The sequence below is a fragment of the Dyella sp. GSA-30 genome (assembly GCF_027924605.1).
GTDB lineage: Bacteria > Pseudomonadota > Gammaproteobacteria > Xanthomonadales > Rhodanobacteraceae > GSA-30.
The window spans coordinates 2,258,068-2,273,237 of record NZ_AP027042.1 but is presented as its reverse complement, the minus strand read 5'-3'; the positions used below and the strand labels follow the sequence as shown (position 1 = coordinate 2,273,237).

At 61.8% G+C, this 15,170-nt stretch carries 14 protein-coding genes; 6 read left to right on the top strand and 8 right to left on the bottom strand.

Annotated elements, in window-relative coordinates:
- Window positions 1-20: 20 nt before the first annotated feature.
- The gene (sufB, locus tag QMG46_RS10025) at window positions 21-1,487 is read right to left on the bottom strand and encodes a Fe-S cluster assembly protein SufB (protein WP_281852366.1); all 1,467 of its coding nucleotides are present in this window, start codon (window positions 1,485-1,487) and stop codon (window positions 21-23) included.
- The gene (locus tag QMG46_RS10020) at window positions 1,484-1,960 is read right to left on the bottom strand and encodes an SUF system Fe-S cluster assembly regulator (protein ID WP_281852365.1); all 477 of its coding nucleotides are present in this window, start codon (window positions 1,958-1,960) and stop codon (window positions 1,484-1,486) included. Before QMG46_RS10020 ends, sufB begins: the two co-directional genes overlap by 4 nt.
- Window positions 1,961-2,195: 235 nt before the next feature.
- Between QMG46_RS10020 and QMG46_RS10015 the strand changes: the two genes are divergently transcribed.
- Together QMG46_RS10015 and QMG46_RS10010 are read left to right on the top strand one after the other, a co-directional pair.
- Window positions 2,196-2,534, top strand: coding sequence for a P-II family nitrogen regulator (locus QMG46_RS10015; RefSeq protein ID WP_281852364.1), 339 nt, complete (start codon window positions 2,196-2,198; stop codon window positions 2,532-2,534).
- Window positions 2,535-2,547: 13 nt separating this feature from the next.
- The gene (locus tag QMG46_RS10010; protein ID WP_281852859.1) at window positions 2,548-3,903 is read left to right on the top strand and encodes an ammonium transporter; all 1,356 of its coding nucleotides are present in this window, start codon (window positions 2,548-2,550) and stop codon (window positions 3,901-3,903) included.
- A gap of 202 nt (window positions 3,904-4,105) precedes the next feature.
- On the opposite strand, the gene QMG46_RS10005 is transcribed toward QMG46_RS10010, so the two are convergent.
- The 4 genes from QMG46_RS10005 to QMG46_RS09990 form a co-directional block, all read right to left on the bottom strand.
- Entirely contained in the window at window positions 4,106-7,204 is a 3,099-nt protein-coding gene (locus QMG46_RS10005; RefSeq protein ID WP_281852363.1) for an efflux RND transporter permease subunit, read from the bottom strand.
- Window positions 7,204-8,295 carry an efflux RND transporter periplasmic adaptor subunit gene (locus QMG46_RS10000; RefSeq protein WP_281852362.1) on the bottom strand — a complete coding sequence of 364 codons (1,092 nt, stop codon included), beginning with the start codon at window positions 8,293-8,295 and terminating at the stop codon, window positions 7,204-7,206. The genes QMG46_RS10005 and QMG46_RS10000 overlap by 1 nt, the downstream gene beginning before the upstream one ends.
- Entirely contained in the window at window positions 8,288-9,478 is a 1,191-nt protein-coding gene (locus QMG46_RS09995; RefSeq protein ID WP_281852858.1) for a TolC family protein, read from the bottom strand. Before QMG46_RS09995 ends, QMG46_RS10000 begins: the two co-directional genes overlap by 8 nt.
- 118 nt (window positions 9,479-9,596) lie before the next feature.
- On the bottom strand, window positions 9,597-9,986 hold the full coding sequence (locus QMG46_RS09990) for a hypothetical protein (protein WP_281852361.1): 390 nt from the start codon (window positions 9,984-9,986) through the stop codon (window positions 9,597-9,599).
- A 111-nt stretch (window positions 9,987-10,097) separates the two neighbouring features.
- On the opposite strand from QMG46_RS09990, the gene QMG46_RS09985 reads away from it, so the two are divergent.
- The 4 genes from QMG46_RS09985 (at window position 10,098) to QMG46_RS09970 (ending at window position 13,421) form a co-directional block, all read left to right on the top strand.
- On the top strand, window positions 10,098-10,448 hold the full coding sequence (locus QMG46_RS09985; protein WP_281852360.1) for a DUF3147 family protein: 351 nt from the start codon (window positions 10,098-10,100) through the stop codon (window positions 10,446-10,448).
- A gap of 64 nt (window positions 10,449-10,512) precedes the next feature.
- Complete coding sequence (locus tag QMG46_RS09980; protein WP_281852359.1) at window positions 10,513-11,526, top strand: aminoglycoside phosphotransferase family protein; 1,014 nt, start codon at window positions 10,513-10,515, stop codon at window positions 11,524-11,526.
- The gene (murU, locus tag QMG46_RS09975) at window positions 11,523-12,239 is read left to right on the top strand and encodes an N-acetylmuramate alpha-1-phosphate uridylyltransferase MurU (protein WP_281852358.1); all 717 of its coding nucleotides are present in this window, start codon (window positions 11,523-11,525) and stop codon (window positions 12,237-12,239) included. The genes QMG46_RS09980 and murU overlap by 4 nt, the downstream gene beginning before the upstream one ends.
- Before the next feature lie 66 nt (window positions 12,240-12,305).
- Window positions 12,306-13,421 carry a sterol desaturase family protein gene (locus QMG46_RS09970; RefSeq protein ID WP_281852357.1) on the top strand — a complete coding sequence of 372 codons (1,116 nt, stop codon included), beginning with the start codon at window positions 12,306-12,308 and terminating at the stop codon, window positions 13,419-13,421.
- A 149-nt stretch (window positions 13,422-13,570) separates the two neighbouring features.
- Here the strand turns inward: QMG46_RS09970 and QMG46_RS09965 are convergent, their stop codons facing one another.
- Both QMG46_RS09965 and secF read right to left on the bottom strand, forming a co-directional pair.
- Complete coding sequence (locus QMG46_RS09965) at window positions 13,571-14,140, bottom strand: DUF4339 domain-containing protein (protein ID WP_281852356.1); 570 nt, start codon at window positions 14,138-14,140, stop codon at window positions 13,571-13,573.
- 73 nt (window positions 14,141-14,213) lie between these two features.
- Window positions 14,214-15,170 (bottom strand): protein translocase subunit SecF, encoded by a 957-nt coding sequence (secF, locus tag QMG46_RS09960; protein ID WP_281852355.1) that lies wholly within the window; start codon window positions 15,168-15,170, stop codon window positions 14,214-14,216.

The window sequence follows — 15,170 nt, the reverse complement described above, 5'->3', positions numbered from 1 at the left end:
TGTGGAGGGCGAACGGCGGCTTAGCCGACCGCACCTTCCAGCGAAATTTCCAGCAGCTTCTTGGCCTCCACGGCGAACTCCATCGGCAGTTCGCGGAACACCTGTTTGCAGAAGCCGTCGACGATCATCGATACAGCGTCTTCTTCGCCGATGCCGCGCGCGCGGCAGTAGAACAGCTGATCATCGGAGATCTTCGAGGTCGTGGCCTCGTGCTCGACGATCGCGGTCGGGTTCTTCACTTCCATATACGGGAAGGTGTGGGCACCGCAGCGCTTGCCGATCAACAGCGAATCGCACTGCGTGTAGTTGCGCGCACCTTCTGCACCCTTCTCCACTTTCACCAGCCCGCGATACGCATTGGAACTGCGGCCCGCGCTGATGCCCTTGGAGACGATCTTCGACTTGGTGTTCTTGCCGATGTGGATCATCTTGGTACCGGTGTCGGCCTGCTGACGATGATGCGTCAGCGCCACCGAATAGAACTCGCCCACCGAGCGATCACCGCGCAGCACGCAGCTGGGGTATTTCCAGGTGATCGCCGAACCGGTTTCGACCTGGGTCCAGGAGATCTTGGAATCGTCACCGCGGCAATCGCCGCGCTTGGTGACGAAGTTGTAAATGCCACCGCGACCTTCTTCGTCGCCCGGGTACCAGTTCTGCACGGTGGAATATTTGATCTGCGCCTTTTCCAGCGTGACCAGTTCGACCACCGCCGCATGCAGCTGATTCTCGTCGCGCATCGGCGCGGTGCAGCCTTCGAGATAGGACACGTAAGCGGCGTCCTCGGCAATGATCAGCGTGCGCTCGAACTGCCCGGTGTGGCCGGCGTTGATACGGAAATAAGTCGACAGTTCCATCGGGCAACGCACGCCCTTGGGAATGAACACGAAGGAGCCATCGGAGAACACAGCCGAGTTCAACGCGGCGAAATAGTTGTCGCCTACCGGCACCACACTGCCGAGGTACTGCCGCACCAGCTCGGGATGCTCGCGAATCGCCTCGCTCATCGAGCAGAAGATCACGCCGACCTCGGCCAGCTCCTTGCGGAACGTCGTGCCCACGGACACCGAGTCGAACACCGCATCGACGGCGACACCGGCGAGCTTGGCGCGCTCGTGCAGCGGCACGCCGAGCTTGTCGTAAGCTTCGAGCAGTTTCGGGTCGACGTCGGCGAGCGACTTCGGGCGATTCTTCGGCGAGGCGTAATAGCTGATCGCCTGGAAGTCGATCGCGCCGATCTTCAGCTTGGCCCAATGCGGCTCCGGCATGGTCAACCAATGGCGGTACGCCTTCAGGCGCCACTCGGTCATCCACTCCGGCTCCTGCTTGAGCGCGGACAACTGGCGCACGATGTCTTCGGACAGTCCCGGCGGCAGGCTGTCGGTTTCGATATCCGTGACGAAACCGGCCTCATAGCGGCGACCGAGCGCCGAAGCGACTTCGGCGTTATCGCGTAGCAAGGTGTTTTCGCTGGTTTCGATGCTCATGATGCGGTGGTGCCCTTTCGTTCATTGGCATGCTGTGCATCGGCATGGCCGATGGAAAGCGCGATGGGTTGCGGTGGCGTCAGCATGTCGGCAAGGCTCATCGCCTTGAGCGCGCGCTCGACCACATGGTTGACCTGTTGCCAGCTGCCGCGCACGGAACATTGCGGCGCGCGTTCGCATTGGCCTTCGGCCATGCTGCATTCGGTCATGCCGATGGGTCCTTCCATCGCCTCGACGATCTGCGCGAGGGAAATCTCTCCAGCCGGTCGCGCCAGGCGATAGCCGCCGTTGACGCCACGAAAGGACTCCACCAGCCCGGCATGCCCAAGCGCCTTGAGCAGCTTGCTCACCGTCGGCAGTTCCAGCCGTGCTTCGTCGGCGATCTGCGCGGTGCTGAGTACGTCGTCCGGGTGTGCGGCCATGCAGGTCATCACCACCGTGGCGTAATCGGTTAGGCGGCTGACGCGGAGCATGGCGGCTGGGGAGCACCTGTTGAATCGGGACTAAAATGGTACTGATTTAAGCCCCCAGGGTCAATGTGCCGCATTGCACCGCAAGCGCCCGGCCGAGCCGCCAGCTTGCCCCAAAACCGCGCAAAGCGCTAAACAGCGTATCCCTAAGTTATTGAATCAATTAAGACCAGAGGCGTACCTTGTCCTGGCACGCATCCTGCTGCGCTGCGACAGAGTTCCCTTGAGAGGATGCGGGATGAAGTGGATCACAGCGATCATCAAACCATTCACCCTCGATGACGTGCGCCAGGCACTGACCGAGGTCGGCATCTCCGGCATGACAGTGACCGAGGTCAAGGGCTTTGGCCGCCAGCATGGCCATACCGAGCTCTACCGCGGGGCCGAGTACGTCGTCGACTTTCTACCCAAACTGAAAGTGGAAATCGCTGTCGCCGACGAACAGCTCGAGCACGCCATCGAAGCGATCACTACGGCGGCACGTACCGGCAAGATCGGGGACGGCAAGATCTTCGTGAGCGAACTGGAGCAGGCCATCCGTATCCGCACGCAGGAGGTCGACGTCGATGCGCTTTGAGGTGAAGCGGGGAATGGTGGATGGGGAACGGGGAACGGCGCGGTGGTCGCGTGTTGTGGCACTCGCGTTGATCGTAGCCGGAAGTCTGGTAGCCACTTCGGCGTTTGCTCAGGCCACGCCGGCGCCCGTGCTCAGTGCCGGTGATACGGCGTGGATGCTTACGGCGACCATGCTGGTGTTGTTGATGACGATTCCGGGGTTGGCGCTATTTTATGGCGGCATGGTGCGGGCGAAGAATCTGTTGTCGGTATTGATGCAGTGTTTCGCCATCACGGCGCTGGTGACCGTGTTGTGGCTGGTTTACGGTTACTCGGTTGCTTTCAGCACGCAGGGCATGCAAGCGCATGTGACCAATGTGCATTCGATCATCGGCGGCTTCGATCGGATCATGCTGGCCGGCCTGAAACCGGACACGCTTTACCAGACCGTACCCGAAGCGGTCTTCGTGATGTTCCAGCTCACCTTCGCGATCATCACGCCGGCGCTGATCATCGGTGCGTTCGCCGAACGCATGAAGTTCAGTGCGCTGCTGTGGTTCAGTGGCTTGTGGCTGACCATCGTGTATCTGCCGATGGCGCATATGGTGTGGAGCGGCCCGGGCTCGCTGCTCGGCGATCTGGGCGTGCTCGATTTCGCCGGCGGCACGGTGGTGCATATCAACGCCGGTATTGCGGGCCTGGTGGCCTGTCTGGTGATCGGCAAGCGCCGGGGTTATCCGCATACGCCGATGCCGCCGCACAACCTCGGCTATACGGTGGTCGGCGCGAGCCTGCTGTGGCTTGGCTGGTTTGGCTTCAATGCCGGTTCGGCGGTAGCCGCCAACGGCAGCGCCGGTATGGCGATGCTGGTGACACAGATCGCCACCGCCGCCGCCGCCCTTGGCTGGCTCGCCGCCGAATGGATCATGCATGGACGTCCCAGCGTGCTGGGCATTGTATCGGGCGCCGTTGCCGGCCTGGTGGCGGTAACGCCGGCGGCGGGTACGGCAGGTCCTGGCGGCGCGCTCGCGCTGGGCGGTGCGGCCGGCGTGCTGTGCTTTTTCACCGCGACCCGGCTCAAGCACAAGCTTGGCTATGACGACTCGCTCGATGTCTTCGGCGTGCATGCGGTGGCGGGCATTCTCGGTGGCATTCTCACCGGTCCACTGGCCGCACCCGTGCTTGGCGGCTTCGGCACGGTCACCGAGTTGGGCACGCAGCTATGGATTCAGACCAAGGGCGTCATGTTCACCATCGCGTGGAGTGCGGTACTGAGCTATGTGATCCTGAAGCTGCTCGACCTCACGCTCGGCCTGCGTGTCGATGACGAACAGGAACAGGTTGGCCTGGATCTCTCGCTGCATGAGGAGAAGGCTTACAACCTTTCCTGATGGGTGCCTCGGGAAGCCTCCCCTAGTCGTCATCCCGGCGCAGGCCGGGACCCAGTGGCTTCGGTTTCTGGTTGTCGCGATGGAGCGGAATCTTGTTGGCTTTCGCGACAATCAATCACAAAGTCACTGGGTCCCGGCCTGCGCCGGGATGACGATCATAAAAACTGAGGCGATTCTAAGCCCTCCCTATCGGCCTTTCTTTTTAGCGTCGCGAGCGGCGCTGCTCAATCCAGTCATACAAGACCGGCAACAGCACCAGAGTTAGCAAGGTCGACGTGATCAAGCCGCCCACTACTACCGTGGCCAACGGTCGCTGAGTTTCCGCGCCGACGCCGCTGGACAACAACATCGGTACCAGGCCGAGAATCGCCACGCTGGCCGTCATCAGCACAGGTCGCAAACGTAACGCCGTACCGCGCATCACCGCATCGCGCACGGACAAGCCTTTCGCACGCTGTTCGTTCAAGAAACTGATCAGCACGATGCCGTTCAACATCGCCACACCGAATACGGCGATAAAACCGATCGCCGAGGGTACGGAGAGATACTGCCCGGTCATGGCCAGCGCGACGATACCGCCGATCGTGGCGAAGGGCACATTGGCCAGAATCAAGGCCGCATACTTCACCGAGTTGAACGCGGTGTACAGCAGGATAAAGATAAAGAGGATCGTTGCCGGCACGATCAAAGCGAGCCGCTTCAAGGCGCGCTGCTGGTTTTCGAACGCGCCGCCCCACTCCGTGTAGTAGCCGGTGGGAAGTTTTATCTTCTGCGCGATCGCCGCGTTCGCATCCCGCACGAAGCCATCGATATCGCGGCCGCGCACGTCCATCTGGATCACTGCATAGCGCTGCAACTGTTCGCGTCGAATAAACGAGTAACCCTCGGCATCGTCGACCTCCGCCACTTGCGACAGCTGCACGATCGCACCGCTGGCCGAGCGAATCGGAATACGCTCGATCGCACGCAACGACGCCTTGTCCGCATCATCGAGGCGTACGGCGATATCGAAACGCTTCACGCCGTCGATCAGACTGCTGATCGGCTCGCCGCCGATACCGTTCTTGACTACCGTGAGCACGTCGTCGGCGTTCAGGCCGTAGCGCGCCAAGGCGTCGCGGTCGACACGAATGCGGATCTGCGGCTTGCCGATATTGGCCTCCAGCGCCAGATCCGCGGCACCGGGAATACCGGCCAGCACGTCCTTGAGCTGCGCACTCAGCCGATCGAGCTCGCCAAGGTCGTCGCCGTAAAGCTTCAGCGCCAGCGTGGCACGTACACCGGAGATAAGCTCCTCGATACGCATCTGAATCGGCTGGGTATAACCGACCACCGCCGTGGGCAAGGCATCGCTCAACGTCTTCTGCATGTCCGCCTCGATGCTTTCGAGCGTCTGGCCCTTTCGCCATTGCGCCTTGGGCTTGAGCGGCGTGTAGACCTCCATGTAGTTCACGTCGGCGGTTTCACCCTTTTCCGCCCGGCCGATCATCGCCAGGGTAGTTTCCACCTCGGGAAACTTTTGCCGGATGCGTTCAGCGACACGCTTCGAAATATCGATCGACTCATCGAGCGACGCCGATGGAATCGACGTGATGCGCCACATGATCGCGCCCTCCTTCAAGTTCGGCATGAACTCCTTGCCGAGGAAGGGAAACAACGCCACGCTGCCGAGCAGAGCTGCACCCGCCATGGCCAGCACCCAGGTACGTCTGCGTAAGGACCAGGACAACACCGCCTCGTAGCGGCGCTTCAGGAAAGCCACCAAGCGTGTGTCCTTTTCCTCCTTGGGCTTGAGCACCAGAGCCGCCAGCACTGGGATCAACGTCAGCGCCAATAAGAGCGAGCCGGCCATCGCGAAGCTGATATTGAAGGCCATCGGCTTGAACATCTTGCCTTCCAGCCCCTGCAGGCCGAACAGCGGCAGGAACACCACGATGATGATCATGATCGCGAAGGCGATCGGGTTGGCTACTTCCCGCGCGGCCTCCAATACCGCAGCGCTACGGTTGACCGGCATGCCGCGAGACTTTTGCTCGGCCATGATGCGGAAGGCGTTCTCCACCATGACCACCGCACCGTCGACCATCATGCCGATACCGATCGCCAGGCCCGCCAACGACATCAGATTGGCCGACAGTCCCGCCATGTCCATGCAGATGAACGCGATCAACATCGCCAGCGGCAAGGCGACGACCACCACCAGCGCACTACGCCATTCGCCCAGAAACAGAAAAAGCACTAGCGCCACGAGGATCGAGCCCTCAATCAGTGCACGCACCGCGGTGCCCACGGCCTGATTCACCAGCTCGGTGCGTTCGTAGACCGGCTTGATCCGTACACCATCGGGCAAAGCCTGCTTGACCGTGTCCAGCTTGACCTTGACTGCATCGACAACGCTCTTGGCGTTTTCGCCGATCCGCGCCAGCGCCTGCCCCATGACAACCTCCTTGCCGTCACGGGTTACCGCACCCGTACGGGGCGCACCGGCTTCGACAATCGTCGCCACATCGCGCACGTAGGCCGGCGTGCCGTCCTCGGTCTTGAGGACGATCTGGCCCAGGTCTGCTGCATTCCTGACCAGCCCGAGTCCACGCACCAGATACTGCTCACGTCCGACGTCGACAAAGTTGCCGCCGACCTGGGCATTGTTTGCCTGCAGCGCATCGATCACGTCCTTGAAGCCCAGCTTGTGCGCGATCAATTTCATTGGATCGATCCGCACCTGGTACTGCTTCTCCTGCCCACCCCACGATGTGACATCGTCGACGCCCGGTGCGGTGCGAAGCATCAACCGGATCGACCAGTCCTGCAGCGTACGCAGATCCATATCGCTGGGCGCTTGCGCCAGCGCATCGTCGGCGCGCTCCACGGTGTACCAGAACACCTGTCCAAGCCCGGACGTATTGGGCCCCATCTCGGGCTTGCCGTAACCGGCAGGCAGGCGATCGCCGACTTGTTGCAGACGCTCGTTGACCAACTGACGCGCGAAATATATGTCCATATCGTCGTCGAAGTACACCGCGACATACGACAGGCCGAACAGACTCACGGAGCGAATTTCGTGCACCTTGGGCAAGCCGGCGAGCGCCGACTCCACCGGCGTCGTCAACAGCGATTCCACATCTTCGGCGGCCAGACCGGCCGCTTCCGTGTAGATGTTGACCTGCACCGGCGTAACGTCAGGGAAGGCATCGATGGGCAACCGTCCAAGCGCGCGATAACCCAGAAAACCGACCACCAGGAAAAGGATCAGCACCAGTACCTTGTAGCGAAGGGATACGTCGACAAGTCGCTGCAGCATCACTCTTCTCCCAGCTGCGAACGCAACATGCGCGCCTTGAGTACAAAGGCACCTTTACTCACGTAAGCCACACCAGGTTTCAGACCCTGTTTGATTTCCACCCAGCCGTCACGGTTTTCGCCGACGGCAACAGGGGCGGGTTCAAACTGACCTTCGCCTTTCATGACGAAGATCGTTGCCTGGTTTTGCACCATCACGATGGCATCGGCAGGCACTGCAACAGCCCGGCTTGGCGAACCGGTCGAAAGCCGTGCATCCACCAACTCGCCGGGATGCAGAAGGTCGCGGCTATTGTCGACCTGGATCCGAACAGGCACGGTACGCGTGCGCTCGTCGGTCTGATGCGCTCGCTGCACCACCTTGCCGGGCAAGCTCGTGCCGTGCACAAGAATCCGCGCACTTCCACCCGCACTGACGCTACCGGCATCGGCCGGCGACAACTGCGCATCGACCCAGACCGAGTCCTCCTTCACCAGGGTGAACAAGGTTCGGCCGGGCTCGACCCGCTCGCCCACCAGAAACTGATCGGTGGTGATGCGGCCATCGGTCGGCGCAAGCAAGGCATAGCTGCCATCCGCACGCGCAGAGCCGGCGCGCAATACGCCGGCGATCTGCGCATCGGAGAGGCCGTACGCACGCAGTTTGGCGCGCGCCTGATCGCGCTGAACCTTGACTTCGGTATAACGCCGCCCGGATACCGCCTGAGCCCCCAACGAGGCGACGCGCTGCCAATCCTGCTCGGCAACAATCAGCGCCCCCTGCGTCTCGGCCACCTGCACACTCGACAGCATCACCAGCGGCTGCCCCGCCTTGACGACATCGCCCAGCCGGACCTTGCGCGCCAGCACCATCGAATCGATGCGTGGCGATACCAGCTCGGTCGAGTACGCATCGGCTTTGACTTCGCCCGGTGCTTTAAGCTCTTCGGTCAGTTCGCGCACGGTGGCGCGATCGACGACGATACCGGCATCGCTGATGGCTCGCGCATCGAGACTGAGTGGATGATTGGCCTCTTGCGCCATCAAGGGCGTGATGCCGAGCATCACCATGACCAGCCAGGCCAGCCGACTCTTCTTTAGAAAATTATTCATTGCCCGGTTCCTCGGTACGGCCGTCAACCCAATCGGTCAAACGACCGGCGGCGGAGAGATAGTCGAACCAGGCCTGCCAGACCTGGCTTTGCAGCTCGAGCGCCGACAGCGCCGTATCGACGCTCTGTTTGAGCTGTACGAGATAGTCGGAAGTACCGATTTCGCCGGCGCGCCAGAGCTTCTCCAGCAACGCGACGCGGTCGCCAAATGCAGCGGCACGTCCTTGCCCGAAAGCATTCGCCGCATCGCGCAGCGCGTCGTAACGAGCCTGGCTTTCCTGCAAGGAGGCGCGAGTTGTCCATTGCCTTGCACGCACGCCGGCCGTAGCCGCATCGGCCTGTGCACGGGCAGCATCGATCTCGGCGCGTCCGGTATTGAGAATCGGCAAGGGGATCGACACGCTGATGCCGATCACCCGATCGTTCATCGGCCCCGCGCGCACCTGGCCGCCGGTAAGACTGACTGTCGGATCGGGCCGGCGTGCGCGCTGTGCCACCTGGATGCTTGCTTCGGCACTCGCTTGCATCGCCCGGGCCTGTAGCAATTCCGGCCGGCGATCGAGCGGCAGCGGCGTTATCGCCACGGATGCGGGCGGCAGGCTCTGCTCGAGAGCGACCGGTTGCGTGGGCGTTTCGCCAATAAGCGCCAGCAATGCAGCACGCGCTGAAGCCTCGTTGGCTTGTAACGTCGCCAGCTGGATTTGCGCTTCGCCGAGCGCAAGCGCGGCCAAATCCCGCTCCGGGCTGCTGATGTCGCCGATCTTCAAGCGCTGTGCGGCCAGAGTATCGAAACGCTGCATCAATGCGACGCGCCGTTGACCCAGTTCACGTTGTTGCTCGGCAAGCGTGGCCGCTGACCAGGCTTTCAACCAGCGCGCTGCCACATCCCTGCGCAAGAGGTCATAGCTCGCCTGGCTCGCTGTCAGTTCTGCCAGCCCTTGTTCGGTGCGCGCTTTGCGCTTACCCGAAACATCCAAGCTCAGGCTGATACCAGCGGTACGCCGATTGACGTCGGCGTTCTCCGCCTCGAAAGCCACGGAGGGGTTATAGAGCGGTTGAGCCGCCGCCCGTGCACGTGCGCTGGCTGCCTCGAGATCGGCACGTGCAGCCTGTACTTCGGGGTTGCTATCCCATAGCGAATGGATGGCGTCCCGCAGGGACGGCGTAGTAGCGCTCGCTGCCATGGCATGCAGCAAGCAGGCGACCCCGATAAGGGCCGCTCGACAGATGGACATGAAACTTTCTCCTGAGAAACGGTCGAAAGCACGCCCTTGCATAAAGGGCGCGCAGGGACGGACGTTCTCAGGCGATAGGTGGGCGCAGTTCGGTGCCCGTCATGGCGGGCACAAAGCCGGGCGATGTCACCGGCACATGAAAAGAAGCAGGCATCGCCTGCACCGACAGCGCCACGCTCATCGGTAGCGCGATCGAATGAGCGCAGGAGCAATGGCAACCGGCGCCTTCGCCCAACAAACAATCGTCGAGGCTGCCGGAGACAGCAGCCGAAGCATTATCCAGCACCAGCGCTGTCGTCCCCATCGCGGCCATATCCGCGGCAAGTCGGGCATTGGGACCATCGGCGAGGCACAAGGTGCCGCTGGCAAGCTTGATCATCAACACAGCCATCGCCAACAGCCACAGGCCGCGATGGCGGCGCAGGCGAGTTAGCAGGGGCAGTGATGCGCGGGACATGGGCACGCATGCTAAATGCCGGCCCGTGTGTTAGACAATTGCATCGTCGCATGGCGTCCGCGTACCAGCCGTCATGCCATCCTCCACTGCACGCTTGCTGGCGGTATCCCCATGCCCTGGATCATCACCAAGTACCTGATTACGGCCGCTCTTGTCGTGGCCGTTTCCGAACTGGCCAAACGTAGCGATCGTCTGGGCGCCCTGCTCGCATCGCTGCCACTGGTGACCCTGCTGGCCTTGACCTGGCTTTACGTCGACAAACAGCCGACGGAAAAGATCGCCAACCACGCCTGGTATACCTTCTGGTATGTGGTGCCGACACTCCCCATGTTTCTGGCGTTTCCGCGCCTGTTGGCGCGTTTCGGCTTCTGGCCTGCGCTAGGTTTCAGCGCACTGCTCACGATCGCGTGCTTCGGGGCCTTCGCGCTTGCGGTTCGTCCCTTTGGCATCAAGCTGCTTTGATCGGTTGCGTTTGCACCGCGCCGGTTCGGCGTTAAGCTCGACACACTTGATCTTGCGGGTTTTTATGAATCACCTCACCGACCGCGCCGATGTTCGCCTGGCCTGGGTACGCAGCGTGCTGAACGATCCCAGCTTGCAACTGGAATCGGCATCGGCTGATGCCAGCTTTCGCAGCTACTCGCGCACCGAGTATCAGGGCAAGAGCTGGATCGTGATGGACTCGCCGCCGGCGCAGGAAGACCCGCGCCCGTGGCTGGAAATAGGCGCGAAGCTGGCGGCAGCGGGCTTGCATGTTCCCGAGGTCTACGCACACGATCTCGACCTTGGTCTGCTGCTGATCGAAGACCTGGGCTCCCGGCTGTATCTGCCTGCGCTGGACGATGCCAGCGTGGAAAGGCTCTATGGCGATGCCATGGATGCCATGCTGCGCATGCAATTGCACGCCGATGTCAGCGGCATGCAGCCCTACGACTACGCCTTCCTGAGTCGCGAACTGGAGATCATGCCGGAATGGTTTCTTGGCAAGCATCTTGGTCATCCGCCTGCAGGCGCCGACTGGGATGTGCTGGAAAACGCGTTCGCCGTGCTGTTGCGCAATGCACTCGATCAGCCGCGCTGTTTCGTGCACCGCGATTTCCACAGCCGCAATCTGCTGATCGTCGGGCAAGGCGGCAATCCGGGCGTGATCGATTTTCAGGGCGCACTGGTCGGCCCGATCACCTACGACCTCGCCTCGCTGCTGCGCGACTGCTACATCGTGTGGGACCGCGAGCGTGTCGAAGGCTGGGTCGAGAACTATCGCATGCGTCTACGCGAAGCACGCCTGATCGGCGATGACATCGACACCGACCGTTTCCAGCGTTGGTTCGATCTGATCGGGCTGCAGCGTCACATCAAGGTGCTCGGGCTGTTTTGCCGGCTGTGGTATCGCGACGGGAAGCGCGGTTACCTCAACGACCTGCCTCGCGTTTACGACTACATCGTTGGTGTCGCCAGCCGTTATCACGAGCTCGCGGATTTCGCAGCGCTGCTACAGCGTCATGCGAGCGGACGCGATCTGCGCGAGCCGATCGCATGAGACACGCGCTGATCTTTGCCGCGGGCCTGGGCGAACGCATGCGTCCGCTCACCGATCGCACGCCCAAGCCGTTGTTGATGGCCGGCGGCAAACCGCTGATCGTGTGGCATCTGGAAAAACTCGCGGCTATCGACGTGCGCTATGTGGTGATCAATACCTCGCATCTGGCCGATCAGTTTCCCGATCTGCTCGGCGACGGTTCTCGCTGGGGACTGCGTATTCGCTATGCCTATGAGGGTGCCATCCCGCTGGAAACCGGCGGCGGCATGCTGAACGCCCTGCCCTTGCTTGGACCGGAGCCCTTTCTGGCGGTCAACGGCGATATCTGGACCGACGCCGATTTCGCGACGCTACCGGCCGAGCCTGCCGGGCTGGCCCATCTGCTGATGGTCGACAATCCAGCGCACCATCCCGGGGGCGACTTCGCGATCGGCCCCGATGGCCAACTCGTCGACGGTGGCTCACCGCGCCTCACCTTCAGCGGCGTTGGGGTCTATCGGCCCGAGCTGCTGGCCGACTGGCGATCGGCGGTCGGCGAGACCGCTGAAAGCACCGCGAAACCGCCTCGCTTCAAGCTTAGGCCGGTGCTCAGCGCCGCGATGACCGAGCACGCGGTCTCTGGCAGCCTCCATACCGGCGCCTGGACCGATGTCGGGACGCCTGAACGCCTGGCGACGCTCGACGCGGCACTGAACGCAACATCTCGCGAGTGATCGTTAGCGCCATGGCGGCGGTATGCTCGCGAGGGGTTGGCAGCCTCTTTTTTTGATGGTGTTCCGATGTCCGAGTTGTGGTCCCACCTGGTTACTTGGCTGAGCGTGCACGGGGTTATCCCGGTACTGAACTTCCTGCACCTGGCAGGCTTGGCCGGCGACCCCCATGACATTGCCGCTTCGCTGCTGATCGCGACGCTGCAGCTGTGCATCATCGGCTTTATTTTCCGCCCGCTGGAAAGCATCGTGCCGGCCGAGCAATGGGCCGATCGCAAACTCACCCGCGTGGACTTCCAGTACACCGTGATGATGCTGGTGGGCATCTTCCCGCTCTTCAGTTTTCTGGTGCTTACGCCGATCGCCAATTACTTCGGCGGCCCGGACACCGGCCCCAGCGATGCGAGCGCTTCGCCGTTGGCGATCACGCACTGGTTCCCGGTACTGAACCAGCATCCGCTGATGCTGTTCTTCGTCTACTACATCATCTACGACCTGGTGTACTACTGGATGCACCGCCTGCAGCACGCGCTGCCATGGTGGTGGGCGCTGCACAGCATGCATCACAGCACGCGACAGATGAGCTGCTGGACCAACGATCGCGGCAGCCCGGTCGACGGTTTTATTCAGTCGATCATTCTGGCCGTGGTCGGCATCGTCATGGGCGTGGAGCCCGATCAGTTCGCCTGGCTGATGCTGTTTGGCGAGCTGGTGCAGAATTTCTCGCATGCCAACGTGCGCATTGGTTTCGGCAAGGTCTTCGGCCGTATCTTCGTCGACCCGAAGTTCCATCGCCTGCATCACATGCTGGTCGATCCGGAGCGCCCCACCCTGCACAACTGCAATTACGGCCAGGTGTTCTCGATCTGGGACGTGATCTTCGGCACCGCGCTCTACGGTCTTGCGCCGCGCCCGACCGGCGTGGGCGATCCGCTGGTGGACAACGATAACGAACACGGCCTGATCGGCCTGCACTGGAACGCGCTCAAGCGTTTCTGGGGCGCGGTGCGCCGCCCGGCCGGCTGGAAGCTTGGCGAGGTAGCCTTCGGCGAAAGCTATCGGCCGATTCCGATCGCGGAATGGGAAGCGCATGGGGTGGGGCACCATCCGCAAGAAGCGCACCGGCAAGATGCGGAAGAAGAGTTGCCGATGGGGACTCCCGAGTCTGCTTCGACGGTGGGATAAACCACTGCATCTCCTACTCGTCATTCCGGCGTAGGCCGGAATCCATTCCTCAACGTGGACGCTTGCTACATGCTGTCTGACAGGCGAGGACTAAGGGATGGATCCCGGCCTGCGCCGGGATGACGAGTAGGAAAGGTTTTTCGGAGTCCTTACGGCATCGTCTTGTAGAAAACCGCCGCGAAGAAAATCAACACCGTAACGATACTCACGATCGCATAAGCCCATTGACGATCGATACGTGCCGCCCGCAGGAACAGATAGACCGGCGCACCAAGAGCACCCAGCAGAATCGTCCAAAGGAAAGCCATCGACGGTTCGCGCCCCGACTCCTTGATCTGGTTGCGATCCCAGATGGACAGGCTCACATAGATCGCAAAGCCTATGAAACCGGTATAGGAAACGAAGGCCAGCGGAATCAGGAACAGCGGCGCCAACGCGATCGCCCAGGCGGGCGCCGCACTGACCGGCTTCAACGTCCGCTGCAGTTCAGGCGCGTACTCGCTGGCCGAGGTGCTCGACGCATACGGGTTGTTCAAGGCCGAGTCCGCGTCCTGCGCAAACTCCGTCTGTTCGGCCGACACCCAATCGGGTGAACCCTCTTTCCACAACAATGTGCCACGACGAATATGGCCCTCGCGAATCTTTTCGCGAATCACTGCCGCGCTCACCGGACCGGCAGGCTTGTCGCCATCCTGGTAGTGCCAAGACGCTTCACTCATCCCTCTGTGCTCCTTGTCTTCGAAAAAAAAGAGCCCGGCATAACCGGGCTCTGCGTAACTGTCTGTGCGACGCTTAAGGGCGACGTGCCAACTCTGGGTTCTCGCGAGTCTTGGGCATCAGGTCCTTCTTCGATACGCCGAGCCACAACAGGATCGGGCTGGCAACGAAGATCGAGGACAAGGTACCGACCACGATACCGATCAACATGGTGATCGCGAAGCCGTGCACCACCGGGCCGCCGAAGAAATACAGCGCGGCCATCGTGATACCGGTAAACAGCGAGGTGATGATGGTTCGCGACAGGGTGCTGTTGATCGAACGATTCAGCACTTCTTCCGGCTCGGCCTTGCGCGCCAGGCGGAACAGTTCGCGGATACGGTCGAACACCACCACCTTGTCGTTGATCGAGTAACCGACCACCGCCAGCACCGAGGCCAACACGGTCAGGTCGAACTCGCGTTGGGTCAGCGCGAAAATGCCGACCGTGACCAGGGCGTCATGCACCTCGGTGATCAGCGCCGCGACGGCGAAGCGCCATTCGAAGCGGATCCACAGGTAGATCATGATGCCGGTGATCACCATGATCACCGCGATGATGCCGTCGCTGCGCAGCTCGTCGCCGACCTGCGAACCGACATAGTCGCGGCTCTTGATCGAGGCATCCTGGCGTGAAGCCTGCAGCGCGGGCGCTACGACCGACACCACCTTGTCCAGGTTGACCTTGCCCTTTTCGTCGAGCATGCCGGCGGTCGGCTGCAGGCGGATCGACACTTCGCGCGTGCCGCCCAGGCTGGTGACCGTCGGGTTTTCTACCCCGATCTTGTTCAAAGCCAGACGCACGTCGCTGATCGCCACGGGCTGCTGATAGTCGGCAACGATCGAAATACCGCCGGTGAAATCCAGACCGTAGTTAAGGCCGCGCACGCCGATCAGTGCGACGGAGGCGATCATCAACAGGACGGCAATCCCGATCGAGAGCTTGCGGATGCCGAGGAAGTTGATGTTGCTATGGGGATTGAAAATTTCCAT